At 66.3% G+C, this 24483-nt stretch carries 25 protein-coding genes and 1 pseudogene; 6 read left to right on the plus strand and 20 right to left on the minus strand.

Features of this window, described 5'->3' with window-relative positions; all coding sequences use genetic code 11:
* Positions 1–4 precede the first annotated feature (4 nt).
* Positions 5–814 (plus strand): dienelactone hydrolase family protein, encoded by an 810-nt coding sequence (locus HNP02_RS34150; protein ID WP_184445100.1) that lies wholly within the window; start codon positions 5–7, stop codon positions 812–814.
* Here the strand turns inward: HNP02_RS34150 and HNP02_RS34155 are convergent.
* The 7 genes and pseudogenes from HNP02_RS34155 to HNP02_RS34185 form a co-directional block, all read right to left on the minus strand.
* The gene (locus tag HNP02_RS34155) at positions 783–1985 is read right to left on the minus strand and encodes an AI-2E family transporter (RefSeq protein WP_184445130.1); all 1203 of its coding nucleotides are present in this window, start codon (positions 1983–1985) and stop codon (positions 783–785) included. The genes HNP02_RS34150 and HNP02_RS34155 overlap by 32 nt on opposite strands.
* Positions 1986–2003: 18 nt before the next feature.
* Positions 2004–2828 (minus strand): SDR family oxidoreductase, encoded by an 825-nt coding sequence (locus tag HNP02_RS34160; RefSeq protein ID WP_184445101.1) that lies wholly within the window; start codon positions 2826–2828, stop codon positions 2004–2006.
* Positions 2825–3574, minus strand: a complete 750-nt coding sequence (locus tag HNP02_RS34165) for an SDR family NAD(P)-dependent oxidoreductase (RefSeq protein ID WP_184445102.1) — start codon at positions 3572–3574, stop codon at positions 2825–2827. Before HNP02_RS34165 ends, HNP02_RS34160 begins: the two co-directional genes overlap by 4 nt.
* Entirely contained in the window at positions 3571–4638 is a 1068-nt protein-coding gene (locus tag HNP02_RS34170) for an NAD(P)-dependent oxidoreductase (protein WP_184445103.1), read from the minus strand. Before HNP02_RS34170 ends, HNP02_RS34165 begins: the two co-directional genes overlap by 4 nt.
* A gap of 103 nt (positions 4639–4741) precedes the next feature.
* The gene (locus HNP02_RS34175) at positions 4742–5626 is read right to left on the minus strand and encodes a formylglycine-generating enzyme family protein (RefSeq protein WP_184445104.1); all 885 of its coding nucleotides are present in this window, start codon (positions 5624–5626) and stop codon (positions 4742–4744) included.
* Positions 5627–5715: 89 nt separating this feature from the next.
* Positions 5716–6597: an HAD family phosphatase gene (locus HNP02_RS34180; protein WP_184445105.1), complete on the minus strand. Its 882-nt coding sequence runs from the start codon at positions 6595–6597 to the stop codon at positions 5716–5718.
* A pseudogene (locus HNP02_RS34185) lies at positions 6598–8148 on the minus strand (arylsulfatase).
* 304 nt (positions 8149–8452) lie between these two features.
* Between HNP02_RS34185 and HNP02_RS34190 the strand changes: the two are divergent.
* On the plus strand, positions 8453–8929 hold the full coding sequence (locus tag HNP02_RS34190; RefSeq protein ID WP_184445106.1) for a DUF5994 family protein: 477 nt from the start codon (positions 8453–8455) through the stop codon (positions 8927–8929).
* A 159-nt stretch (positions 8930–9088) separates the two neighbouring features.
* On the opposite strand, the gene HNP02_RS34195 is transcribed toward HNP02_RS34190, so the two are convergent.
* From HNP02_RS34195 to HNP02_RS34210, 4 genes are all read right to left on the minus strand, one after another.
* Complete coding sequence (locus HNP02_RS34195) at positions 9089–9907, minus strand: FadR/GntR family transcriptional regulator (RefSeq protein ID WP_184445107.1); 819 nt, start codon at positions 9905–9907, stop codon at positions 9089–9091.
* A 141-nt stretch (positions 9908–10048) separates the two neighbouring features.
* Positions 10049–11536, minus strand: coding sequence for an MFS transporter (locus HNP02_RS34200; RefSeq protein WP_184445108.1), 1488 nt, complete (start codon positions 11534–11536; stop codon positions 10049–10051).
* A gap of 6 nt (positions 11537–11542) precedes the next feature.
* Positions 11543–11968, minus strand: coding sequence for a heme-binding protein (locus HNP02_RS34205; RefSeq protein WP_184445109.1), 426 nt, complete (start codon positions 11966–11968; stop codon positions 11543–11545).
* A gap of 5 nt (positions 11969–11973) precedes the next feature.
* Complete coding sequence (locus HNP02_RS34210) at positions 11974–12831, minus strand: hypothetical protein (RefSeq protein WP_184445110.1); 858 nt, start codon at positions 12829–12831, stop codon at positions 11974–11976.
* A gap of 345 nt (positions 12832–13176) precedes the next feature.
* Between HNP02_RS34210 and HNP02_RS43875 the strand changes: the two genes are divergently transcribed.
* Positions 13177–13443 carry an SDR family NAD(P)-dependent oxidoreductase gene (locus tag HNP02_RS43875; RefSeq protein WP_309241797.1) on the plus strand — a complete coding sequence of 89 codons (267 nt, stop codon included), beginning with the start codon at positions 13177–13179 and terminating at the stop codon, positions 13441–13443.
* Between the two features lie 57 nt (positions 13444–13500).
* Here the strand turns inward: HNP02_RS43875 and HNP02_RS34220 are convergent, their stop codons facing one another.
* From HNP02_RS34220 to HNP02_RS34235, 4 genes are all read right to left on the minus strand, one after another.
* Entirely contained in the window at positions 13501–14577 is a 1077-nt protein-coding gene (locus HNP02_RS34220) for an NAD-dependent epimerase/dehydratase family protein (RefSeq protein ID WP_184445112.1), read from the minus strand.
* 72 nt (positions 14578–14649) lie between these two features.
* Positions 14650–14862, minus strand: coding sequence for an exodeoxyribonuclease VII small subunit (locus HNP02_RS34225; protein ID WP_184445113.1), 213 nt, complete (start codon positions 14860–14862; stop codon positions 14650–14652).
* Positions 14849–16078, minus strand: coding sequence for an exodeoxyribonuclease VII large subunit (xseA, locus tag HNP02_RS34230; protein ID WP_184445114.1), 1230 nt, complete (start codon positions 16076–16078; stop codon positions 14849–14851). Before xseA ends, HNP02_RS34225 begins: the two co-directional genes overlap by 14 nt.
* On the minus strand, positions 16075–16623 hold the full coding sequence (locus tag HNP02_RS34235) for a lipid droplet-associated protein (protein ID WP_184445115.1): 549 nt from the start codon (positions 16621–16623) through the stop codon (positions 16075–16077). Before HNP02_RS34235 ends, xseA begins: the two co-directional genes overlap by 4 nt.
* A gap of 53 nt (positions 16624–16676) precedes the next feature.
* On the opposite strand from HNP02_RS34235, the gene HNP02_RS34240 reads away from it, so the two are divergent.
* Positions 16677–17678 carry a 4-hydroxy-3-methylbut-2-enyl diphosphate reductase gene (locus HNP02_RS34240; protein WP_184445116.1) on the plus strand — a complete coding sequence of 334 codons (1002 nt, stop codon included), beginning with the start codon at positions 16677–16679 and terminating at the stop codon, positions 17676–17678.
* 4 nt (positions 17679–17682) lie between these two features.
* Here HNP02_RS34240 and HNP02_RS34245 read toward each other — a convergent pair whose 3' ends face one another.
* Positions 17683–18822: a DUF6542 domain-containing protein gene (locus HNP02_RS34245; protein ID WP_184445117.1), complete on the minus strand. Its 1140-nt coding sequence runs from the start codon at positions 18820–18822 to the stop codon at positions 17683–17685.
* Between the two features lie 84 nt (positions 18823–18906).
* On the opposite strand from HNP02_RS34245, the gene ychF reads away from it, so the two are divergent.
* Both ychF and HNP02_RS34255 read left to right on the plus strand, forming a co-directional pair.
* A complete protein-coding gene (ychF, locus tag HNP02_RS34250; RefSeq protein ID WP_184445118.1) occupies positions 18907–19989 on the plus strand; it encodes a redox-regulated ATPase YchF in 1083 nt (360 codons plus the stop codon).
* Positions 19990–20022: 33 nt separating this feature from the next.
* Positions 20023–20769, plus strand: coding sequence for a class I SAM-dependent methyltransferase (locus HNP02_RS34255; protein WP_184445119.1), 747 nt, complete (start codon positions 20023–20025; stop codon positions 20767–20769).
* Positions 20770–20847: 78 nt separating this feature from the next.
* Here HNP02_RS34255 and HNP02_RS34260 read toward each other — a convergent pair whose 3' ends face one another.
* The 4 genes from HNP02_RS34260 to HNP02_RS34275 form a co-directional block, all read right to left on the minus strand.
* On the minus strand, positions 20848–21501 hold the full coding sequence (locus HNP02_RS34260) for a hypothetical protein (protein WP_184445120.1): 654 nt from the start codon (positions 21499–21501) through the stop codon (positions 20848–20850).
* A gap of 38 nt (positions 21502–21539) precedes the next feature.
* The gene (locus tag HNP02_RS34265; protein WP_184445121.1) at positions 21540–23303 is read right to left on the minus strand and encodes a substrate-binding and VWA domain-containing protein; all 1764 of its coding nucleotides are present in this window, start codon (positions 23301–23303) and stop codon (positions 21540–21542) included.
* Between the two features lie 120 nt (positions 23304–23423).
* A complete protein-coding gene (locus HNP02_RS34270) occupies positions 23424–23750 on the minus strand; it encodes a hypothetical protein (protein ID WP_184445122.1) in 327 nt (108 codons plus the stop codon).
* A gap of 183 nt (positions 23751–23933) precedes the next feature.
* Entirely contained in the window at positions 23934–24362 is a 429-nt protein-coding gene (locus HNP02_RS34275; RefSeq protein WP_255507279.1) for a TAXI family TRAP transporter solute-binding subunit, read from the minus strand.
* Positions 24363–24483 lie beyond the last annotated feature (121 nt).

The raw sequence follows: 24483 nt of genomic DNA on the forward strand, positions 1-24483 counted from the left end.
TTGGATGCCCGGACCAGAAGCCGACCTGACCGGATGGGTTGCGGAGGCGTTCACCGCCTCCGGTTTCACCTACGACGTCTACCGCAAGGGTGAAGGCCCCGGCGTGGTGCTGATTCCCGAGATGCCAGGAATTCATCCCGGCGTACTCGCGCTGGGAAATCACCTGGTGGACAACGGCTTCACCGTTGCATGCCCGTCGCTGTACGGCACGCCGGGCGCCCCCGGCATCCGGCCGGGTGCGGTGCCGGTGATATTGCGCGGTTGTGTGGCAAAGGAATTCAGCGCATTTGCGACCAACGCCGACAGGCCGATCGCGCACTATCTACGGGCGCTGGCCCGCGACCTGAACGAGAAGACCCATGGCAAGGGCGTCGGGGTAATTGGCGAGTGCTGGAGCGGCGGCTTCGCGTTGGCCGCCGCGGTGGATGACAGCGTGCTCGCCCCTGTGCTGAGCCAGCCGTCGTTGCCGATCGGGCTGACGGCGAAGCAGCGCAGCGATCCCGGCCTTTCCGAAGCTGAGTTGAAGATCATCGACCGCCGCGTCGCCGACGAGGGGCTGTGCGCGATCGGATTGCGGTTCAGCCAGGATCCGCTGTCGCCCGGCGCGCGTTTCAAGACCCTCAAGGACCGGCTCGGTGACGCATTCGAGGTGATCGAGATCGACTCCAAGAAGGGCAACGAGCACGGGTTCGGCAAGATGGCGCACTCGGTGCTGACCCTGGAGGTCCGCGAGGTCGTCGGGCAGCCGGCCTACGAGGCGCGCAAGCGTGTTGTCGAGTTCCTCACGGAGCGGCTGAGCCCGGATCCGGCTTGAGCGCAGGCGCGGTCGAAGTCTTCGGCTTGGCCGAGCCCTTGGCCCGCGCCAGTAGTCGTTGGAGCAGACCGGGTTTCTTGGGTCCGTCGTCATCGTCGAACTGGTCGAGCGGCACGTCCTTGTACACGGCGAGGTAGACGCTGATGGTCGTCACGACGACGATCATCAGCACCGGGCCGATGACGATGCCCCAGAAGCCGAACATCGCGATCCCGGCGAAGACGGCAAGCAGCATCAGCGCCGAGTCGAGGCGTGCCTCGCGGGGGACGAGGATCGGGCGCAGGACGTTGTCGACGTTCGTCACCACCACCAGGTGGAACGCGATGACGAATATGCCGCCGAATACGTTGCCGAACAAGATCATTCCGATGCCGACCGGAATGCTGAGGATGCCGCCACCCAACGGGATCACCGACAGTGCGGTCAGCAGGATCGCGAAGATGAAGAAGCCCTCGTGGAAGCCGGCGATGTAGATGGATGCCGCCCCGGAAACGCCCTGTGCCAACGCGATCACGAATTGGCCGCGCACGGTGCCCTTCACCATCGCACCCATCTTCTGCAGGTACAGGTCGGTGACCTCTTCACCCAACGGGTTGAGCTGACGGACCAGCGTCGCCACCTGCTCGCGGTTGGTCAGCAGTGACATGAAGATGTAGAGGAAGAGCACCGCCGCGGTGATGCCGCCGACCAGACCGCCCGCGGCGCCCTGCAAGAACCCGAGCAGATACTCGCCGACGTGCTGGGCGACGGTGCTCATCCGCTCGCGCAGCAGGTCGGGCGTCAGTTGCACGTCGTGCATCAACGGCACGCGCGCGAGCGCCTCGTTGACCACCGCGAGGGCCTTGTCGCCGAGCGCGCTGAGGTCGGTCTTGGCCACCCAATCGGAGACGCTCTGAATCATGCTGCTGATCTGGACGACCGCGAAGAGGACCAGCAGGCTGACGGGGATGATCACGGCCCCGAGTACCGCGAGCAGGGTGACGGTGGCGGACAGTCCAGGGCCGAACCGCCTGCGCAGCCGGTCGTAGAGCGGGGCGAACAGATAGGCGGCGACGGCGGCCACCACGATCAGGATGAAATAGCTGCGCAGGAAGTAGGCGACGAACAGGAGGGCGAGGACGGTGGCCACGGCCAGCGCACGCTTCTGCGTCACGGTGAACTCGGTGTTCATGGCCACGGAGTGATCCTGTCAGGAATGGTCGACAGATGACCTGCTTTGAATGTCGCGTTGGCGGGCGACGAACCGTATCGACGCCCGCTGCATCAGCCCAGGCGCCAGCCGCGCGAACAGCCAGGCGGCATGGGCGCGTCGCGGTTTCACCAGCAGGGCCTTGTTGCGCTCGATGGCCTTGAGCGTATCGCGGGCCAACTGGTCGGCGCCGTAGGCGGTCTTGATGCCCTGGCCCTTGAGGTAGTAGTCGCGGCCGGAGAAGCCGCCCACCGCGCCCTTGTCGAGCAATGGCGTCTCCACCGCGGCCGGGCAGATGGCCAGCACCCCGACACCGTGCGCGGCGGCCTCCGAACGCAGCGCCAGTGACAGCCCGACGACGCCGTGCTTGGTCATGACGTAGCTGGTGATCTGGCCTGCGGCGGTCAGGCCGCCCATCGATGCGGTGTTGACGATGTGACCGCTGCCCTGCTTGATCATCTGCGGATAGGCGGCGACCACGCCGTGCACGACACCGCGGAGGTTGACGTCGATGATCGCGTTCCACTGGGCCAGCGTCAGCAGCTCGGTGTTCCCGCCCCATGCGATGCCCGCGTTGTTGAACATCAGGTCAAGCCGGCCGGTGCGGTCCACGACCTCGTCGACGGCGGCTTGCACCGCGGCGGCGTCGGTCACGTCGAGCGTGGCCGATCGCGCGCCGAGCGGTTTGGCGGTGCGTTGGGCGGCGGCCTCGTCGACGTCGGTGCACACCACGTCGGCGCCCGCAGCGGCCAGGGCCCGGCACAGTGCCGCGCCGATGCCCGAGCCCGCGCCGGTGACGATGGCCTGCTTACCTGCGAACGTCACGTCGCCATCAATTTGTTGAGGTGGCCCATGATGTCGGGATAGCGCTTCATGTGGGCGCCGCCGTTGACGTCGAGCACCTCGCCGGTCAACCAGGCGGCCTTGGTCAGGAACAGGACGGCCTCGGCGATGTCCTCGGGCGTGCCAGCCCGGCCGAGCGGCGTGTTCTCGACGTACTCCTCGACGACGCCGGGAATGGCTGCCGCGGCCTCGGTCAGCGGGGTGTGGACGAATCCGGGGGCGACGGCATTGACCCGGATGCCACGGCCCGCGAGTTCCAGTGCGGCGACCTGGGTCAACATCGACAACCCTGCTTTTGCCGAGCAGTACGCGCTCATCCCTGCCGCGGGTTGGCGGCCGTTGAGCGAGCTGATCGACACCAGCGAGCCGCCGTCGGTCAGGTGCCTGCCCGCGTACTTGGCGACGATGAACGCGCCGGTGAGGCAGACGTCGATCACCGAGCGGAAGTCGTCGACCGGCATGTCGACGATCAGCCCGACATTGCTGAAGCCGGCGCAGCTCACCACGGCGTCGACCGGGCCGGCCTCTTCGAAGAGGTTTGCGACGGAGGCTTCGTCGCTGACGTCGACGAACGACGCGGTATGGGGCGCACCGAGTTCCGCCGCTCTAGCCTGTGCGCCGTCGAGGTTGCGGTCGGCGACGACCACCCGGTATCCGTCGGCGGCCAAGGCCCGGGCCGACGCCCAGCCGATACCGGATGCCGCGCCGACGACGATCGCGATGCTCACTTCGTGCTCCCTTCGGGACGGGGGTCCGCCCACTTTGCCGCGATCACGCCCCACGGGTCCGCGTATGGCTCGGTGCGGCCATAGTAGGCGGCGCGGCGTTTGAAGATCTCGTGGGTAAACGGCGCGACGATCCGCAGCAGATGGCGCTTCAAGCCCGCCTTGTCGGCCGCTTCGACCAGCATGTCTGGCCACGAATGATGTTGGTAGCCAAGCACTTCCTGTGCCCGCGTGGTGTCCATCCAGTCGGTGCTGAACCAGGCGTCGGCACTGTCCGGGTTGCCCCTCAGCCCAGTGGGCATACCGCCGACCAGGCCCACCGCGGCAGCCATCGCAGGGGCGATGTCGCCCTGAACCAACCGGTGCGAGTCGTTCCCGCCGATCAGCAGCGTCTCGCCGACCGCGTCGGCGGTGGTAGCGGCCGCAAATGCCCTTGCGACGTCGCGCACGTCGACGGTCTGGATCCGGCCGTCGATCGGCAGCAACCCCTCGAAGTACAGGTTGTCGAGGTTCATGGCCGATCCCGCATCCACGGTGAGCACGCCGCCGAGGCGCAGGATCACCCAGTCCAGTGATGTTGCGCGGACCAGCTTCTCGGCCTCCGCCTTGTGCGCGCCGTACAGGTCCGCCGGATTGACCGGGGTCTCGGCGGTCAGCAGGTCGTGCTGCGCGTGTGGGTTGCGCGGTCCGTAGACCGCGATGCTGGAGGCGAGCACGAACCGCGGTGCGCTCGGCTGCTTGGCCGCGGCCGCGAGTAGCGAGGCGGTGGCGCCGACGTTGACCTTCTCGGCCAGTTCGCGGCGCATGTAGGCGAACGGCGGGATGATCGCGGCCAGGTGGATGACGGCACTCGGTGCGACGGCGGCCATCAGGGCATCGACTGCCGCAGGGTCGGTGAGGTCGGCGTAGCACACGTCGACGCCCGACGGCAGCTTGGCGGCGGCCTTCCGGTTGGCCGGAATGTCGAGGTCAGTGGCGACGACGCGGCGGCCGTCGGCGGCGAGGCGCTTCACGGTCGCCGAACCGACCAGCCCGAAGGCGCCCGTCACCAGTACGGCGTCCGACATGGGTCTCCTCAGAACTAGAACGTGTTCTAGGCATCATTGCCTAGACGGGCTCAGTACACCAGGGTCGACCTGATGACCATCCCCGTCGTTTCGCTCGCCCCCGTCACGAGCTGCGCACGCAGCGAAACCCGATGTGGCTCATCCCGGTATCGACCGCCTGAGGACGACGAGCGGCAGGTCGGTAGCGCAGGCAGTAGCTGTCGGCGCACAGGAACGAGCCACCCTTGATCACCCTGCGGCCGACCGGGAACTGCGGTTGGGCAGTGTCGTAACTGTCAGCGGCGCAGCAGGATTCGAGCGCTCGGGTGTCCCCCCACCAGTCGGTGGTCCACTCCCATACGTTGCCCGCCATGTCGTGAAGACCGTATCCGTTCGGCTCGAAGCTGCCGACGGGGGAGGTGGTGCCGTAGCCGGTGTCGGGCAGGTAGGGGAACTCGCCGTGCCAGTAGTTGGCGAGCCGCTGACCGGGGCGTTCGGGCTCGTCGCCCCAGGTGTAGACCGCCGCAGCCAGGCCACCGCGCGCCGCCACCTCCCACTGTGCCTCGGTCGGCAACTGGATGCCCGCCCAGTGCGCGTACGCCGCCGCATCCTCGAAGGCGACGTGCACGACGGGGTGACGCTCGCGGCCGGTGGTCGACGAACGCGGGCCACGCGGGTGGTTCCAGCAGGCGCCCGGTGTCCACGTCCACCACTGGTTGAGGTGGCGCAGATCGACGGGGCCGGGGGTGCGGTGAAACACCATCGACCCGGGCTGCAGGTTCTCCGCCGGCGCGCCGGGATAGTCGTCGGGGTTCGGTGGCCGCTCGGCGACGGTGAGATAGCCAGTGGCTGCAATGAATTCGGCGAATTCGGCGTTCGTCACCTGGTGGGTCTGCATCCAGAAGCCGTCGACGCCAACCTCGCGCGCAGGAGCTTCTTCGGCGTAGTGCGCGTCCGATCCCAATATCGCGGTCTGGGGCGGGATCCAGACGAAGTCGTCAGTCGTCACATCGTCGCCTACGCGCCGAGACTGCTGTGAGATCGGGAATCTGCCCGCGAACGCGATCTGTCAGCAGTCTCGACGAGGTGGTGGGTGGGTCAGTTGGCAAAGACGTGCGTCCAGTCGTCGCGGATGCTGGCGACCGTCCAGCCGCGTGCCGAGGCCAGCTCCAGCGCCTTCTCCGCGCCTGCCATGTAATCGAATTCGCGTGCGGCGTCATCGTGGCGGACCAGCAACCGCATGCCATGCGTGTACTCCAGCATCTCGATGTCGCCATTGGAGTTCCCCGCCGCGAAGATCGGGCGACGCCCCACTCTGCCCCAGATGCGGACCGGTTTGACCGGGCCGTCGTTGAGGAACTCGGTGACTCCCGTCGTGACGAGGTTGCCGTCGCTGAAGGCGAGCCCCACCGAGCTGCCCACCACGCGCTCTGGCGGGATGCCGTACATGTCGACGCTGATCGGCCGCATGAAATCGCGTCCACCACCGGAGACGATGTAACAGGTGAACCCGTTGGCCTCCAGGTAGTGCAGCAACTCGACCATCGGCGCGTAACCGCATGCGGTGTAGGGACGGCCCAGCGTCGGGTGCCGCGCGGAGGCGAAGAAATCGGCGACGTGCGCGGCATGTTCCTCGACATTGACCCCACTACTGGCCGAAAGGATCGCCACAGCAAGCTCATTGAGGTCGGAGTCATCGCCCTGATAGTGCTTGGTGACGGCGTTGCCGAACCACGTCAGATTACCTGATGACGCGGCGGCGTACGCGGGCCGAGCGGCCAATGACGGGTCTGCAGCGACCGCTGCGGCGAGTTGGCGCACCAGGAAGTCCAGCTGAACGTAGGCCGGCTTCTCGCACCACAGCGTGCCGTCGTTGTCGAAGACCGCGACGCGATCCATCGGGGCGAGGTGGGTGATGGCCATATGAACGAAGTCGACGATCGCCGACTTAGTCGGCCCGTCGTTCCACGATTCAAGCATCTAGTCGGCCGCCAGGAATGCTTCGAGCTTCTTGACGATCTGATCGATGCTGAAGCTGGCTGGTGGGTGCCGCGGCGGGAACTCCTTGAAGGTGTCGAGGAACGCCGATGCCATCGCTGTCGCATAGAACACGAAGAAGTCGCGCCGCAGGAACCACTCGTAATACGTGTTCGACGTGATGTCGGCGTACTCGAACGGGTCGGTGCGCAGGTTGAACAGCTTCGGCACCCGCAACTCGGTAAAGGGCTCGGCCCATATCCGCAGCGTCCCCTGGCACCTCTGCTCGGCGAACACGATCTTCCAGTTCTCGAAGCGCATCGCGACCAGTTCGGCGTCGTCGTTGAAGTAGAAGAACCCGCGCCGCGGGCTGTGCTCGACCTCGCCCATCAGGTACGGCAGCAGGTTGAACCCGTCGATGTGCACCTTGTACTCGGTGTCTCCATCGGCCCCGGCCTTGTAGCCCTTCTTGAGCTTGTCGCTGACGTCGGGATCGCCCGCGGCGGCCACCAGCGTGGGCAGCCAGTCGTGATGCTGGACGATGTCGTTGGAGACGCTGCCCGCCTTGATCTTTCCCGGCCAACGGATCAACTCCGGAATGCGGAATGCGCCTTCCCAGTTGGTGTTCTTCTCGCTGCGGAACGGTGTCGTGCCGGCGTCCGGCCACGTGTTGCGGTGCGGACCGTTGTCGGTGGAGTAGATGACGATGGTGTCCTCGGCAATGCCGAGTTCGTCGAGCACGTCGAGGACTGTGCCGACGTTCTTGTCGTGGTCGATCATCGCGTCGTGGTACTCCGACTGCCACATTCCCGCCTAACCCTTGCTCTCGGGCTTGATGTGCGTGTAGAGGTGCATGTGGGTGAAGTTGCACCACACGAAGAACGGCGTGTCCGCCTCGTGCTGCCGTTTGACGTAGTCGACGGTCGCGGCGGCGATGTCGTCGTCGATGGTCTCCATTCGCTTGGCGGTCAGCGGGCCGGTGTCCTCGATGGTCTGCTTGCCGACCGGACCGAACTTCGGGTCGTCGGGTTCGGTGGACACCTCGTCGAGCGCCTTGCACTTCATCACGCCGCGCGGCAGGGCCAGTTCGTAGAGCCGCGGGAACTGGTCCTTGTGCGGGTAGTCGAATTGCTCGGGTTCCTCCTCGGCGTTGAGGTGATACAGGTTGCCGAAGAACTCGTCGAACCCGTGCACCGTCGGCAGGTACTTGTTGAGGTCGCCGAAGTGGTTCTTGCCGAACTGCCCGGTGGCGTAGCCGAGTGGCTTGAGCATTTCGGCAATCGTCGGGTCCTCGGCGGCCCAGCCGATGTCGACGCCCGGCACGCCGACCTTGCTCATCCCGGTGCGATAGACGCTCTGCCCACTGATGAAGGCGGCCCGGCCCGCGGTGCAACTCTGCTCGCCGTAGGAGTCGGTGAAGCGCATGCCCTCGGCGGCGATGCGGTCGATGTTCGGAGTGCGATACCCCATCAGGCCGTCGCTGTAACAGCTGAGGTTGGAGATCCCGATGTCGTCACCCCAGATGACCAGGATGTTGGGCTTGCCGTTCGGCACGGTCGACTCCTTTTCTTGATTTCCCGTCGCTTCGCTCGCCCCGAAGAAGCGCGTCCGATCCGATGCTAGGAGCCGGGGTACTTCGTTGGGGGCGTTCGACGGAGTCCGCCCGCGTGCACGAGCAAATGCATTTCACGCCATATCAATACGATCACGATGCGGACGCGATCGCCCGCTAACGCGGCGGGGTGACCAGCGCCGAGGTCGAGGCAGTGGTCTAGTGTCAGAAGATCGTAGGTATTTCGCGTTCCCGCAACCACGGTTACCGTCTGCGATTTCTCGGATAGCGACGGGAGCACCGTCCATGGTGCCAATCTCCTCTCCTCGCACGACAGCGCCGCGCCTGGCGTTCTGCAGCAGGTCGACGGCGCGCGGCAGCGTTGACGGGGCCTGGTGGCCCAGCAGCACCAACCTGGGCGCTGAACTGCCCGACGTGTTGGCGGTCCTCGGCTCGAGGATCGGTGAGGTCCGTCGGGTGGTCTACGACCCAAGCATCTGGCCGACCACGCCGTCGCGCATCATCCGCAGAGGCGTCGCGATCTCCGTCGACCCGTACAACATGGTGACCAGCGAGACCATCTACCTGATCGGGACGCACTCGCGCGACGCGGTGCTGTTCGTCGTCCCGCCGTCGTGCGCGGTCGCGGTCGTCGATCGTGTCCTCGGCGCGGTCTCGGAGGCCGCGGGCCCGATGAGTGCCTACGTGCTGAGGCACATGCTCGGACAGTTCGCCGATGCCGAGAAGGCGTCGGCCGTGGCCGCCAGGAAGGCGGCTGGGTGAGCCGCTTCTGCGATGTCATGTACGAGGCCATCGACCCGTTGGACACCGACGAGGACGACATCCGTTGCTGCAGTTGACATCCGGTTCCACCCCGGGACCATCCAGAAGACGCCCTCGGGCTACGCCGGGCGCACGCCCTCTCGCTGGTTGGTGGGTAGATCAGGAATCACTCCGGCCGATGGGGGGTGAGCCAACGCTGACGTTGGTGCCCAACCAGGAGGACAAGAAGGCGGACAGGCCGGGATCGGTTTTCGCGAGTTGCTTGGCGCGGGGCAGGGAACGGGTGCGCTCGATGACACGACGGTGATACGCGCGGACATGGTCGACGGCAGCCGCAGCGTCGCGGCGGGCGACCGCGTCCACGATGTCGATTCTCGCGTCGTACATCGAACCCGCCACGCGGCCGAAATCACCGCGTTCACCGCCGGACAACTCGACTGCCATCCCGATCTGGATCTCGGTGATCGCCTTGGACAACGCGGCCAGCAGCGGATTATGGGAGATCGAGGACAAAGTAGCGAAGAACTCGCACAACGCGGCGGCGCTGGATGTCACGTCGGTCGTGTCCGCTGTCCGCTCGGCCGCCGCACGCAGCCGTCCGATGTCGTCGTCGGTGGCCTGGTCGACGGCGAGCTCGGCGGCGTAGGCGTTGAGGGCACCGAGCAGGCCGAGGACGTTGCCGGCCCGCATCTTCTCGAACTGTACGACCGAGGCGATCGACATGCGCAGCAGCGCATCGCCGTTGGCAACAACGGTGGTGCGGCTGCCGTTGCGCGTGTTGAGTAGCCCCATTGCGGCCAGCACGCGGATGGCCTCGCGGACGGTCGGAGCGCTGACGTCGTATTGGGCGGCCAGTTCACGTTCGGACGGGAGCCGCGCACCGTCCGCCAGCTCGCCGGAGAGGATCTGGCGCCGTAGATCCGCCACAATCTGGTCGGCGACTCGGCCGCGGAACAACCGCTCTGCTGGTCGCGACACGGTTACCTCCTACGTGCTCCGCCCGGTCGGGTTCGATAGCACAGTTCCCACACAGGGTATCCACCTGCGTCAGAACCTACCAAGTAGGCGCCGTGGCGAGAAAGCGCGACCGCACCAGCGACCACGTCACTGGACTCTGGGTCATTGCTGGGATTCGTATTGACGTGTGGACGTGCGGGGATCGCCTGCGAGTGTCGGGCGCGCCGTGGTTGGTCGGGGTCGCCGTAGGTCGGTGAGACCGATGAGGGTAGCGGCGGCGAACAGAAGGATCGGCACAGCCAAGCCGTAGCCGATGGCACCGTGGAAATCGTGGGTGCTGCCGGCAGCGAAGAAGTACAAGGAGGTCGTTGCCGCGGTGCCGAGACCGGTGGTGATGCGTTGACTGGTTTCGAGCACGCCTGCGGCGGCGCCGCCGTCGGTGTGGCGGACCTCCTGCAGCGACCGGGTCTGGTTGGCGGTGATGAGCAGTCCGCAGCCGATGCCGGCGACCAGTAGCGGGGCTTCGAGGACGACCGCGGCGTGCGCCCCGCTCCACCAATACCCTGTTACCGCAACGGCGGTCACCGCGACGACGGCGATGGCCCCTCCGATGACAACGAGCCAGCGGCCGTGGCGATCAGCCAGGCTGCCGCTGACGACGGAGGCGCCGGTAGCCCCGAGCGAGAAGACCAGCATCGCGAACGCCGTCTGCAACGCGGTGTAGTTCAGGCCTTGCTGCAGGTACAGCAACATGACCACGACGGTGCTGGTAAACCCGGCGAAGAACACCGTCGCGATGAGCGCGCCGACGCAGAAGCTGCGTACCCGCAGCAACGACATCGGGATCACTGGTTCGCCACCGCGGGCATCGAGTCGGCGTTCCCACCAAGCGAATAGGCCCAAACAGAGCAGGCCGAGCCCGAGCATCCACCACCGGGGCCGTTCTCTGGCCGAGGACATCTGCATGATCGGTTGCAAGATGAGCAGGACTCCGACGCAGAGCAGCGTGGTGCCGGCCAGGTCCAGCCGGTGTGACGCGGCGCGGGGCGGATCGGGCGGCAACACCCGATGGCCGGCGGCGATGGCCGCCAGCGCCACGGGCGCCGTCGCGGCAAGCGCCAGTCGCCAGCCAAGGTCGGGCCCATACGCCTGCAGGAGTACGCCGCCCAGCACTGGTCCGGTGGCGGCGGACAGGCTGACGGTCGCACCGAAGTAGCCGAAGACCTTGCTTCGTCGGCGACCGTGGAACATGCGCTGGATCATTCCCATGGTCTGAGGCGCCAACAGGCCGCCGGCGAGGCCGTGAATCAGTCTGCCGATCACCAGCACGGTGGCGTTGGGGGCGGCGGCGCAGGCGACGGCAGTGATCGCGAACAACCACAGGCCGAGGAGGAACAGGCGGCGGCGTCCGAAGACGTCACCCAATCGGCCGGCGGGTATCAGCGCCAGGCCGGACGCCAGCGATGGCCCGGCGAGAACCAGGGTGGCGGCGGTCGGGCTGAGATGAAGTGTCTCCTGGATCGCGGGGAGCGCGATCTTTACCATGCTGACGTCGAGCAGCGACATGCAGACGGTGACCAGGAAGATCGTCACTGCCACGCGTTGGGTGCGTTCGGGGATCGCGGGCAGGGTGTCGGTCGGTTTCGGCATGAGCGGTCAGCCGGCGTCGGCGATGAGGCCGACGCTTTCGATCCCGGCGGTGGCAGCCCGTTCGTCGTTGTCGGGCCGGTCGCCGCTGACGCCGACCGCACCGAGCAGGGTGCCATCCGAATCGCGGATCAAGACGCCGCCTCGGGACGAAGCCATGCGTCCGCCCGAGATGGCGGCCAGTGCGGTGAAGAAGGTGGGCGAGCGGTCGGCGTGCTGGGCCAGTGTGCCGCCGCCTTGGCCCATGCCGAGACAGCCCCAGGCTTTCGCGTGGGCAACGTCGTGTCGCAGTATTCCGGCTTGGTCCTCTCGTTTGAGCACGATGGGATGGCCGCCGGGGTCGAGCACGGTGACCGCTACCGGCCGTAATGCAAGCTCACGCGCGGTCACCAGGACCGCGTCCACGATGGCCGATGCCTGTGTCAACGACAGCATGCCGATCAGATCCCTTCGCTGGATCCGACGGTCTGCTTGGGCTTTTCGAACTCGATCGGTCCGTCGCCCACGACGATGTCGTACTCTTGCGGCACTCGCGGCAGTTGTACCGGCGGCATGCCGACCACGTGCAGCTCGAGTTCCTCGGCAGCGGCTACGGTCAGCACCTCACCGGCCTCGGCCTGGATCGCCGCCAAACGGCCGATCTCCACATCGGCGACCTCGCCGGCTCCAGCGAGCACCACGATCAGTCGCCTCGCGTTGTCCTCGGTGGAGACCCACCGTGCACCCGCCGCGACCTTGATCCGCTCGATCCAGAAGGCGCGCTCGGTGAAGGCGCCGAAGAACTTCCGCTTCACACCCACCGCCCCCGTGACCGGCAAGAAGTTGAATCGTGCAGGGTCGAACTTGATGACGTTGTCGTAGCGCGGGCGCGGCAGCTTCTGATCACGATCCTCACGCCGCTCGGTTGCGGACCGCTTCGCTTCGGGGCCTCGGCCGCGGCCGGCGCGCATCCCCAGCCCGGACGCGCCACCGAACTGCAGTACCAGCTGCAGTTGCCTGGGGTCCCCCAAACGGTCGTCCTGCGGACCGTAGGTTCCTCCCTCCGGGAAGTACCCGATCTCACCCTCGGTCAGGATGCCCTGCTCACCGAGATTCATGTCGCCGATCAGCGGCAGGCGAATCTGCTCGAACGAATGCCTGTGCCGCGGCATCGAGAAATCGCCTTCCTGCCGCCCCAGGATGTAGCGGAAATTCTCCAGAGACTCCGGCTCACCACCCATCAGCAGGTAGTTGAACGACACCGTTCCCCGCGGGTGGTCCATGTGAAACGCGTTCTCGTCAAACGGTACGACCTTCATCGCCTTCCTCCTCCTTGTTGTGCTTGTTGTGCTTCGCTCCTCAATTGCACAACCTACTTGGTAGGTTGAACCCGACCAACGGGTCGCAATGTATTCACAGCAGACTCGGAGGATTGACATGACGAGAAGCTTGCGGGGGACCGCATCATCGCCGACGGCGGCACGGCATTGGTGGTGATCAGCGACGTGTCCGACCGAAACCAGGCCCAGGACGCGGTCGAGAGGTCCGTACGCCAATGCCGCGCTGCCACACCTGGTGGAGGCCGGGGACACGGAGCCGCGACGGGTCGCGGACCTGATCAACATCAGTTCGCTGTCGGGCCGGATCTCCCGCAGGGGTCAGCGGTGTACTGCGCCACCAAGCATGCGATGAACGCATACAGCGAATCACTGCGCCAAGAGCTGGCTGAGCACCGGGTGCGCGTGACGGTGCTCGAACCCGCCGCAGTCGAGACTGAGCTCTTCCCTGTCGACGTACGCGAACAACGCCGGGCCGACCGTGGATATCCGCCGCTGCACGCCGACGACGTCGCCGACGCCTACGCCGTCACCCGCCCCGCCCACGTCGCGGTCAGTGAATTGTTGATCCGCCCAACAGGCCAGCAACGATGATCACTCGCCGACCGCCTGTATCGACAACGCCGGCCGCGTCGCAGCTGCGAGTAGGGGCTAGGCGAGTGTGGCTCGTCCCGCGGCCTTCATCTGGGCGTACAAATCCGTGTAGTACGGCAGGCATTCCGCCATCGCCTTCTCGGTGGTGAACAACGGCTGGTACCCCAGGTCGCGTTCGGCCTTGGCGATCGAGAAGTAGTTGTCCATGTAGACCCGTTCCACGGCAAGCGGTTCCAGCGGCGGCTTGGGCAGGCCGAACCGGAAGTGCAAGAGCTGCCATTGCGTCATGACGAATCGGACCATCGGGCCGGACACCCGGAAGCGCGGCCAGTGCTCGCCGCACGCCTCGACTACCGGGCGAGAGAACTCGAACATGTTGACCGGCTCGCCGTCGTTGATGAAGTACGCCTGACCGGGCGCAGAGCCCCCTGGCACCAGGTGCTCGCCGGCGAGGATGAAACCGTGAATCAGGTTGTGCACGTAGGAGTTGTCGAGTTTGGCGTCCTTGTTTCCGACGAGCACCTTGACGTGTCCGGCGAGCACGCTCTCGAACAACTTGCGGAACATCGTCTGGTCGCCGCGGCCCCAGATGCCGCTGGGCCGGATGGAGCAAGTCAACAGTCCATCGACGTTGTTCTGGGATAGCACGAACTTCTCGGCGATGACCTTGGTCTCGGTGTAGAGATCGTTGAATCGTTGTGTGTACGGCAGGGTTTCGTCGCCGCCGGAGATCACCTGGCCGCCCATCACGACGCTGTTGGACGCGGTGTAGACGAACCGCTTCACCCCGGCCGACTGAGCGGCGTCGACGAGTTTCTCGGTTCCGCCGACGTTGACAGCGAAGCTGCGCTCTCGGGCCGGCGCCGAACCGCCGCCCATCAGGTCGATGACGGCCGCGGTGTGGATCACGGTGTCGATGCCCGAGACGGCGGAGGCGACGTCGTCGGCGTTGGTGATGTCGCCGACGACGGTCTGCAGCCGTGCGTGCTCGGGCAGCGGTGAGGGTGCCCGGTCGAAGGAGCGGACCTCGTGCCCGCGGTCGAGAAGTTCGGTCACCAGGTTGGTGCCGACGAAGCCGGAGCCCCCGGTCACCAGGACGCGGCCGAGATCAGTGGTCAGCGTTGAGTCACCCATGGAGCCGAATCATACCCAGAAAACTGTAACGTGTTCCAGTTTGGGTTCGAAACGGCCCGGCTGGTTGTGTTCTCAGCTATCTTCGTCGTCTCGCGACGCGAGCGCCTTTTCGACCTTCTCGCGTGCGCCTGCGAGGTGCTCCTCGCAGCGTTTGGCCAGCTCTTCACCTCTTTCCCACAATTTCAGGGAGGCGTCGAGATCCAGGCCGCCCTGTTCGAGTGCGCGCACTACCTCGATCAGTTCGTCGCGCGCCTGCTCGTATCCCAGTTGACTAATGGGCTTCATCTGACCCCTCGCTGAGCGTAGTGACGGCACCGTCGGCGACGCGAATCCGCAGCCGTGTGCCCGCAGGAGCGTCCTCGACGGAACGCAGCACGGCCATGGAATCCGACACGACCTGCACGACGGCGTACCCGCGCGCCAGCGTCGCCGCCGGACCAAGTGTGGCCAGCCGCGCCGACAAGTGCCCGACCCGGTCGGTCTCGGATGCGACCAGGCGGGTGACGTCGCGGCGCGCGGCGGCGCGGGCGCGGTGGATCTCCTCGGTCCGCGCGGTCAGCGCAGCGAGCGGCTGTGCGAGCACCGGCCTGCTGCGCAGCTGACTCAGCGTGTGCTGTTCGCGGTGCACCCAGTTGCGCAGCGCGCGTGCACTGCGGCGGCGCAGATCGGAGACGAGTGCCTGCTCGGCTACGGCGTCGGGCACGACGCGCTTGGCCGCATCGGTCGGCGTCGCGGCCCGCAGGTCGGCGACCAGATCGCACAGCGGGCTGTCGGGTTCGTGGCCGATGGCGCTGACCACCGGCGTCGTGCACGCAGCGATGGCGCGGCATAACGTCTCGTCGGAGAACGGCAACAGATCCTCGACGCTGCCGCCGCCCCGCGCCACCACGATGACGTCGACGTCGGGGTCGGCATCGAGATCGCGCAGCGCCTCGACGATCTGGGCTACGGCGTTGGGGCCCTGCACGATCGTGTTGCGGATGGCGAATCGCACCGCGGGCCAGCGGGCCTCCGCGACCGACGTCACGTCGCGCTCGGCCGCCGATGCCCGCCCCGTGATGAGTCCGATGGTGTTGGGCAGGAAGGGAATTGGCCGCTTCAGCCGAGCGTCGAAGAGGCCCTCGGCGTCCAGCAGCCGACGCAGCCTGTCGATCCGGGCCAGCAGCTCACCGAGACCGACCGCGCGAATCTCGCTGACGCGCAGCGAGAACGTGCCGCGCCCGGTGTAGAAGTTGGGTTTGCCGCACACCACCACCTGGGTGCCCTCGGCGAGCTTGACCGGGGCGTTGCGGACCAGGTCGCGCGGGCACGTCAACGTCAACGACATGTCGGCTGCGGGATCGCGCAACACCATGAACACCGTCTTGGCGTCGGGGCGCATGTTGAGCTGCGTCAGCTGACCCTCCACCCACACCGTGCCGAGCTTGTCGATCCAGCCGGCCACCCGGATGGCGACCGCGCGGACGGGCCAGGGATTCTCCGGTGAGCTCGGCTGGGTCACTTCGCGGTCGCGCGGGTGATCCTGTTGGCCAGCAGAGTCTGGAACGGCGCACGCGACTTCGTCGCATCCTCGTAGGACAGCAGCGCCTCGAGATCGGCCACCTTCAGCGATGGCAGCCTGGCGCGCAGCTGAGCCAGCGTGAGCGACTCGTAGTCTAGGGCGCCGACGACGTCGGGCGGGAGGGACTTCGCGGGGTTGATGTTCGTGGGTGCAGGACTTTCCGGCTCGCCCGTGCTGTACAGCGCGAACCGCCCCTCGGTCAGGCGTTCCCCGTTGGTGCTCGGGGCAGGGGAGTCGCCCTCGTCCTCGTCGAACGTCGCCCATTCCGGCTGCTCGTCCTTCGGCGGAAACAGCTGCTCAAGCGTCTCGTCGCCCTTGATCACCAAGTCGGCGACGTCCTGCTGGACCTTCATCACGAGATGCGCGACCTGACTGGCGACGGTCATCGGGTACATCAGGACGGTCTGCGGCAATTTGAGGGTTTCCTCAAGCGCGGTCGCCGCCGCCCCCACCAGCAGACGGACCCCGTACGGTGCAGTAGCCATGCGTGCAAGCCTACGGCTGGGCGATCGGGTAGGTGGGTCAGTACCCTTGAGCCATGACACCGACGATCAACATGGGCATCCCAGGTGCCGCCAGCTCGGTCGTCACCCCCACAACCGGCAAGCGAGTTCTGCTCGCCGAACCGCGGGGTTACTGCGCGGGCGTTGACCGCGCCGTCGAAACCGTCGAACGCGCGCTGGAAAAGCACGGCGCCCCGGTGTACGTCCGGCACGAGATCGTGCACAACGTGCACGTGGTCGAAACGCTGGCCAAGGCGGGAGCCGTGTTCGTCGAAGAGACCAACGAGGTTCCCGAGGGTGCCATCGTGGTGTTCTCCGCGCATGGCGTGGCGCCGACGGTCCACGTCGAGGCGGCCGAGCGCAATCTGCGCACCATCGACGCCACCTGCCCGCTGGTCACCAAGGTGCACAACGAGGCCAAGCGCTTCGCCCGCGACGACTACGACATCCTGCTCGTCGGCCACACGGGGCACGAGGAAGTGGTTGGCACCGCCGGAGAGGCGCCCGATCACGTCCAGATAGTCGACAACCCGGAAGCGGTCGACAAGGTCACCGTGCGCGACGTCAACAAGGTCATCTGGTTGTCCCAGACCACGCTCAGCGTCGACGAGACCATGGAGACCGTCCGTCGACTGCGGGGGAAGTTCCCGACGCTGCAAGACCCGCCGAGCGACGACATCTGCTACGCCACCCAGAACCGTCAGGTCGCCGTCAAGGCGATGGCACCGGAGTGCGAGCTGGTGATCGTCGTCGGCTCGAAGAACTCGTCGAACTCGGTGCGTCTGGTCGAGGTGGCGCTCGGCGCCGGTTCGGATGCGTCCTACCTCGTCGACTACGCCGAGGACATCGATCCGGCGTGGCTGGAAGGCGTCACCAGCGTCGGCGTCACGTCGGGTGCATCGGTGCCCGAGATCCTGGTGCGGGGAGTGCTGGAGCGTCTCGCCGAGTACGGCTTCGGCACGGTCCAGCCCGTCACCACGGCCAACGAGACGCTGGTGTTCGCGCTGCCACGGGAGTTCCGCCCCGCGCGGCGATGAGCGCTTAGACGTCGTACTGCCAGGAATCCGTTTCCGGATTGCGGGTGCGCGGCGGCCTGCTGCGGTTCTCGGTACGCGATTCGCCGCCGTCGTCGGCGGCGCGGTAGCGCACACGCGACACCGGGTGGTGCGACCCAGAATCATTGGGCTTGGGGCTGCGGGGCGCGCCGTTGGCGGGACCCGGTTCGTAGGGCTCGTAGTCGGATGGCCGGCGGCGCCGCTCTGGACGTTCGTACGGGTCGGGCCGTGGTTGCCGCTGCGGGCGGTCGTATCGCTCGGACCGTTCGCGTGGGTCGGCGGGCGGTGGGGTGCGACGCGAACGGGGGTCGCGTGGTTCACGAGGCTCGCGGGGCTCACGCTCGCGGGGCTGGGAGGCACGTGTGCGCCGACGGGGTTCAGGCTCGGCGGGCGGGCCTGCAGGCCGTGGCCGACGTGGGCGGTCGACGACGGGCTCGATGAGCTCGGTCTCCGGCGGACGTGCGTGTCGTGAGCGCGACGCCCGCGCGGATCCGGCCGTCGTCCGTGGCTTGCGGGCGGGGCGCTGCGGCGCCTCGTCCTCCACGACGGCGTCGCGTCCGGGGCGTTCGATGGAGTGCCGACGGCCCCTGCGCGCTGCCGGCTTCTCGGTCGCGCCCAGTGCGGCCGCCGCCAACCCGCTGTCGGCAGCCGCGGCGTCGGGGGTCTCGGCGTCGTGCGATGCGGCCCGCCGGGCGGCCATGCCGAAGTACCAGCGGCCCATCCCGATGAGCAGCACGACCGCCGAGGTGAAGAACATCAGCGGGAATCGCTCGATGAGCGGATAGCCGCAATTGATCAAGGTGTCCTTGATGCCGGTGATCTTGCTGCCGTGGAAGACGAAGAACGCCGTCGGGACGGCGAAGAACAGGATCAACGGCGGCTGGATCACGGCGGAGAAGACGCCCGACTGACGCACGGCCAGCACGGCCAATATGCAGCCCGCGGCGTAGCAGACCGAGAACACGGCGCTGAGAGTGTTGTCACCGGATCCAGCGTCGTAGGCAAAGCCGACGGCGGATGCCGTCGCAGCCAGGATCACCGCGCCCCACCAGGGAATTCCGGGCACTCGGGGGAGGGCTGAGCGGTGATCGGGCACCATCGCCGAATCGGCGCGCTGTCCTAACACGCATTTGACCGTACCGGCAATCGCGCGGGATGCGCTGCCAGCGCGCTCTGACGCGCCTGTGTGGGCCCCTAGACTGTCCTACCCGTGGGCCTAAATCTCGGAATCGTCGGACTGCCGAACGTTGGCAAGTCAACCCTGTTCAACGCGTTGACTCGCAATGACGTGCTGGCGGCTAACTACCCGTTCGCCACGATCGAGCCGAACGAGGGCGTCGTGGCTTTGCCAGATCCGCGGCTGACCAAGCTGGCAGAGATGTTCGGTTCGGAGAAGATCGTGCCCGCGCCGGTGACGTTCGTCGACATCGCGGGCATCGTGAAGGGCGCGTCCGAGGGCGCCGGACTGGGCAACAAGTTCCTGGCAAACATTCGCGAGTGCGACGCGATCTGTCAGGTCGTGCGGGTGTTCGCCGATGACGACGTCGTGCACGTCGACGGCAAGGTCGACCCGGCCGCCGATATCGAGATCATCGAAACCGAATTGATCCTGGCCGACATGCAGACGTTGGAGAAGGCGGTGCCGCGTCTGGAGAAGGAAGCCCGCACCAACAAGGACCGCAAGCCCGTCCACGAGGCGGCGGTGGCGGCGCAGCAGTTGCTCGACGGCGGCAAGACGTTGTTCTCCGCGTCGTCGGGAGCCGTGGACTTCACGCTGCTTCGCGAGCTGAGCCTGTTGACGATCAAGCCCTTCCTGTACGCCTTCAACGCCGACGAGTCGGTGCTCACCGACGAAGCCCGCAAGGCCGAGCTGCGCGCGATAGTGGCGCCTGCCGATGCAGTGTTCCTCGACGCCAAGATCGAGTCCGAGCTCCAAGAGCTCGACGACGAGTCGGCCGCCGAGCTGCTGGAGTCGATCGGGCAGACCGAGCACGGCCTGGATGCGTTGGCGCGGGCGGGTTTTCACACGTTGAGGTTGCAGACCTATCTGACGGCGGGTCCCAAGGAGTCGCGGGCCTGGACGATCCATCAGGGCGATACAGCGCCCAAGGCGGCCGGCGTCATCCACACCGATTTCGAGAAGGGCTTCATCAAGGCCGAGATCGTGTCCTTCGACGACCTCGTCGCCGCGGGATCGATGGCGGCGGCGAAGGCGGCGGGCAAGGTCCGCATGGAGGGCAAGGACTACGTGATGGCCGACGGTGACGTGGTGGAGTTCCGGTTCAACGTGTAGGTGGCAATGCGGTTGGCGGCGTAGATTTTCGTCGTGAGTTTCGTCGTCCCGCCAGAGGCATATGCCCGGTACATGGGCCGATACGCCGAGCCTCTCGCTGCGGTCTTTGCGGCGTTTGCCGGGGTCGGCGCGGGCGACACTGTGCTCGACGTCGGCTGTGGACCAGGTGCGCTGACGGCGCACCTGCGTTCGGTGGGAACCGAGGTCGCGGCGATCGATCCTTCTCCGCCGTTCATCGAGGCGATCCGCACGAGCTTGCCAGACGTCGACGTGCGGCTAGGTACGGCGGAGGAATTGCCGTACGACACCGGTGTCTTCGATGCTGCTCTCGCGCAATTGGTGGTGCACTTCATGACGGATCCGGTGGCCGGACTCAGACAGATGGCGCGAGTGACTCGGCGTGGTGGTGTCATCGCAGCATGCGTATGGGACGGGCCAACCGGGGCGCTGGCGCCGTTCTGGGATGCGGTCCACGTGATCGACCCTGACGTTGAAGACGAAGCGCTCCTCTCGGGGGCAGCGATGGGGCACCTGACTGAGCTGTTCGAAGCTGCTGGCGTGCGCGATGTGCACGAAGGCTCCATTGCGGTCGATGTCGTGCACCCCACGTTTGAGGAGTGGTGGGAGCCATATACATACGGTGTCGGTCCTGCCGGTGACTACGTCCAGCGACTCGATGAAGACGGTCGCGCACGGCTGGCATCAGTGGCTCGCGAGCGTCTGGGTAGCGGCCCGTTCACCGTCTCCGCTACGGCTTGGGCCGCCCGCGGGACGGTGTGACAGGCGGCGGCCAGACCTACGATTTTGTCGGCGAGAGGGCGCGGGCTGCTCGGTTCGATGTCGACGCGCGATGATGAATCACGCTAGCCCTTCGTTGGTGAGGTTCGCCGCGTCGGCCTCCAGTTCGGCGAAGGTCATCTGCAGCAGGGTCACCGAGTCGTTGACTGCGCCGACGTCTGTGTCGTCTATGGAGACGCCGCTGGTGTGTGCGGTCGCGGATAGCTCGAGCAGCCCGGCGTATACGGTGGCTACCTCGTCGACGGCGGCGGTGAGTTTGTCGAGCAGTTTGGCCCGCCGTGATCTCAACCGGCCGATCGTTTTGTTGATTGATTCCGTGGCGTGCCCACCCTGGCCGGATACGTTGCGGACGGCCGCGATCGCCTCGTCGAGCGCGTCCACGGCGGCTGCCATCTGCAGTACGGAAGGCCGAGCGGTATCCGACGCGGCCAACGCTTCTTGCGCCTTGGGCCGCACGACATCGGGCAGCGCATTGTTCTGCAGTTCCTGCAGTGAGTGCACGTGCCCGTCGAGAAGGTCGATCAGTTCCTGTTGCCGTGTTCCGACGCGCAGCGGCGCCGGCGTCTTGCGGTACTTCGTTCCCAGCGCAGTGAACACTGCTGCCGTGCCGAGTGTCACGGCTGCGCTGACCGCGGCCAGGGGAATGGGAACACCGCACGCCCATGTCGTTGCGCCGTCGAAAATCGCCAAGAGCAGTACCCACGGGTCGCGCATGCTCGCCCGCAAGCGTTTCCGAAAGCCGCTGTGCGTCATTAGAAGTTCGACAGGACGTTGGTGAACACGGAGTCGATGGTCAGCGGGTCGGTGGCGTCGTATGCAGCGGCTCGTGAGGCCTCGGAGATGCGTTTGAGGGTATCCAGGTCGGCGTCCTTCCCATAGGCGATGGTGAAGACTCGAACGCCGCCCTCGGTAGCGTTGTCGGTGAGTTGGCGGATCAGTCCGTCGAGATCCGTGTCGTCGGGATTCTCGTTCTTGCCGTCGGTCATGACCACGATCGCATTGATGGTGTCCGCACGCGCGGTCGTGCGGGCCTGTTCGGCTGCCTTGCGTGTGACGGCGTATAGCGGTGTGCCGCCCGACGGGATCAGCTGTTGAATCCTGTAGGTCATTTCGTTGCGCTGCGGTCCGAGCGGCTCGATAGGCAGGTACTGCCAGTACACTTGGCCTTCGCCTGGGAATGCCCACAACCCAACCTCATCGGTGTCGGACAGCTGCGCCAGGCCATGCACGGCCGCGGCCTGGGCGAGTTCCAGCCTGGTCTTGTCGCCGCCGGCCGACTGCGCCATGGACCCCGAGACATCCAGCACCAGCAGTAGGTGGGCTTTCTTTCGCAGTTCGGCCCAGGTGGCGCGGACTGCCGCCAGGACCGGCGGGCTCGGCGGGGCGAGTGTGGGAACGCCGATGTTCTCGCGCAGGTAGCTACTGTCGGTGATGGTCTTACCGGGATGGCCGTCGTAGCTGCGGAATCCGGCGTCGGTGAACATCTCCTGCTGTGCGGACTCGCGTAGGAACGCCAGGAAGTCGTCGGCGCCCGCCTGCTTACCCGGATCCGACCACGGAACTTGCAGAACCGCGAACGGGTTGTCGCTGTTGAGTGTTCCCTCTTTCGGATAGATGGCGACCAGCGGCACTTTTGGCTTGCCGTGCTGGCCGGCGGCCTCGAGGTCTCCGGCGGGGTTGCCGCTGTTGTAGTCCACGACGGATTTCTCCTCCACGGTCACGGCGCTGACATAGCCGAGCGCCGACCCGGCGTCGTCGGCGCGTTGCAGGTTGGTCAGGAAGGTGAGCGCGGTGTCGCCGTAGTGTGTGACCGACTTCTCCACGCCGGCAACGAAACTACGCACGCGTAGATCTTTCAGGGTGTCCAGGGTCAGGTCGCTCGACGTGCCGGTGGCGGCCACGAATACCCCGACGGTGGCAGACAGGCCCGTGGTGGAGATGTTGGGGTTGGTCTTGCCCAACTTGAAGGCTCCCCATTCCGGATGGCCTTTGGCGCCCCACCCTTCAGGGTGATTGGCGAGGTTGAGCAGATCGGCCCAGCCGATCGCGGTGTCGGGCCAGCCCAACGCCGCCGCCATCGGCTCGGGCATCGCCACGACGATCGGTGTTGAGACCACCGACTCCGCCTTGGCGGGCAGGATGTCGGGTCGGTCGTGGGCGGTGCGGTCGTGGCGCAGCAGTTGCAACCACGTCGACGCCGCCGGTGACCAGGCATCCGGCGCCGGGCCCCAGGCCGTGTCCCAGCCGGCCTCGGTGAGCCGGGACTCGGCGATGCCGGAAGCCGTTGCGGTGATGGTGATTCCGTAGCAGCTGCCATTCACGCGGCGATCGGAGGTGTTGTAGCGCTTGGCAGCTTCGCCCATCAGATCGGCCTTTTCGACCGAGGCCGTCACGACGACCGTGGTGCAGCCCTGTCGCGGGGCATTGTCGTCGCGCCGGTTCCACCAGTAGGCCACGCCGATGACCATCAGCCCGGCGATTGCGCCGGCCAGTAATGCCTTTCCGTTGCTGGCCATGTGGTGTCTCCCGTCGGGGCGTCGGCGTGGTCGTCGCTGTGTGGTGCGATCATCGCTGCCGAGAAATGGACATGATTTCAGCGAACCGGAAGCCTTGTGCAATTGGTAGATTCGTCAGGTTTATGTCGGCTTGGTGCAACCTTCCTGGCCGGCGAAGGCCGCCATGGTGTTCATCACGAGATCTTCGTGTTGGGGGCAGACGTGGCCAATCGCGATGAGGATCGCCAGTGCTCCGTCCGCCGAGTCGAGCCCTTGATTCTGCAGCCTCGTCAGGCCCTGTGCCACCCCGGCTTTCGTGGGCGCGGCGGAAATGGCACTGCACAGTTGCGCGGCGGACGACTCGACGACGGCCATAGGTGTCGCCGGATTAGCCTGGGCCACATTGGCACTGAGCAGTATTGCGCTGGCTGCGATAGCCGTGGCACACGTCAACGTTTTCTTGATCATTGTCTCCCCCTAGGTCGTGCTGTCTATTCCCCATGGTGTCGGCAATCACCTCGACGAGGAAGAGAAGATGGCTTTTCGCCGAATTTCCTTGCACGATTCACAGATTCACAGATTCACAGATTCACAGATGAGAGCGCCCTGCCAGCGGTTGGCGAAGCGGCGGGTGCATACGCGGTTTTGCGTTCAGCCGTGCAGGGTTCGGTAGGCGTCGACGGCGGCTGGATGCAGTGGTATGAGACCGGTCTGGATCATCGTGGGAGGGGAGAGGTATTGCAGCCCTCGGACGTAGGGAGGGACGAGTTGCGGTGCGTCAGTGCCGAGTACGTCCACCACTGCGGCGACCAGGTCGGCGGCGGTGTCTTGGCGGCACATCAGCAGGTCGGGTACGCCGATGGTCCGTACGCCGGGTGGCACGTAGTCGCCGCTGGGAACTCGGCGCGCGAGGTAGGGGTATCCAGACTTGTCGGCCATCGGTACTGCCAGCGCGCCGATGTCGAGCATCCGCAGCGGCAATGTCGCGTCCAATTCTGCGATCGCCGGTGTCGGTACGCCACCCGACCACACCAGTGCGTCGACAGCGCCGTTCGCGAGCCCGGATAGCCCATCCTGCAAGCGATACCCCCGGGTGTCTACGCGTCCGGTTAGACATCCCAGGTTCGTAAGGTGTCAAGCGGCTTTGGCGGGTTGGCGGTGTGCCCAGGCGGTGTGTTCGTCGTAGGTGCTGTGGTGGCGG

It is taken from the genome of Mycobacterium sp. AZCC_0083 (assembly GCF_014202335.1).
GTDB lineage: Bacteria > Actinomycetota > Actinomycetes > Mycobacteriales > Mycobacteriaceae > Mycobacterium.

What these genes read in the sequence shown, in the direction of transcription:
- HNP02_RS34150 (WP_184445100.1), top strand. Translation starts at nt 5, where the DNA reads ATGCCCGGACCAGAAGCCGACCTGACCGGATGGGTTGCGGAGGCGTTC.
- HNP02_RS34155 (WP_184445130.1), bottom strand. Translation starts at nt 1,985, where the DNA reads ATGAACACCGAGTTCACCGTGACGCAGAAGCGTGCGCTGGCCGTGGCC.
- HNP02_RS34170 (WP_184445103.1), bottom strand. Translation starts at nt 4,638, where the DNA reads ATGTCGGACGCCGTACTGGTGACGGGCGCCTTCGGGCTGGTCGGTTCG.
- HNP02_RS34180 (WP_184445105.1), bottom strand. Translation starts at nt 6,597, where the DNA reads ATGCTTGAATCGTGGAACGACGGGCCGACTAAGTCGGCGATCGTCGAC.
- HNP02_RS34190 (WP_184445106.1), top strand. Translation starts at nt 8,453, where the DNA reads ATGGTGCCAATCTCCTCTCCTCGCACGACAGCGCCGCGCCTGGCGTTC.
- HNP02_RS34200 (WP_184445108.1), bottom strand. Translation starts at nt 11,536, where the DNA reads ATGCCGAAACCGACCGACACCCTGCCCGCGATCCCCGAACGCACCCAA.
- HNP02_RS34205 (WP_184445109.1), bottom strand. Translation starts at nt 11,968, where the DNA reads ATGCTGTCGTTGACACAGGCATCGGCCATCGTGGACGCGGTCCTGGTG.
- HNP02_RS34210 (WP_184445110.1), bottom strand. Translation starts at nt 12,831, where the DNA reads ATGAAGGTCGTACCGTTTGACGAGAACGCGTTTCACATGGACCACCCG.
- HNP02_RS34220 (WP_184445112.1), bottom strand. Translation starts at nt 14,577, where the DNA reads ATGGGTGACTCAACGCTGACCACTGATCTCGGCCGCGTCCTGGTGACC.
- HNP02_RS34225 (WP_184445113.1), bottom strand. Translation starts at nt 14,862, where the DNA reads ATGAAGCCCATTAGTCAACTGGGATACGAGCAGGCGCGCGACGAACTG.
- HNP02_RS34235 (WP_184445115.1), bottom strand. Translation starts at nt 16,623, where the DNA reads ATGGCTACTGCACCGTACGGGGTCCGTCTGCTGGTGGGGGCGGCGGCG.
- HNP02_RS34240 (WP_184445116.1), top strand. Translation starts at nt 16,677, where the DNA reads ATGACACCGACGATCAACATGGGCATCCCAGGTGCCGCCAGCTCGGTC.
- HNP02_RS34260 (WP_184445120.1), bottom strand. Translation starts at nt 21,501, where the DNA reads ATGCGCGACCCGTGGGTACTGCTCTTGGCGATTTTCGACGGCGCAACG.
- HNP02_RS34265 (WP_184445121.1), bottom strand. Translation starts at nt 23,303, where the DNA reads ATGGCCAGCAACGGAAAGGCATTACTGGCCGGCGCAATCGCCGGGCTG.
- HNP02_RS34270 (WP_184445122.1), bottom strand. Translation starts at nt 23,750, where the DNA reads ATGATCAAGAAAACGTTGACGTGTGCCACGGCTATCGCAGCCAGCGCA.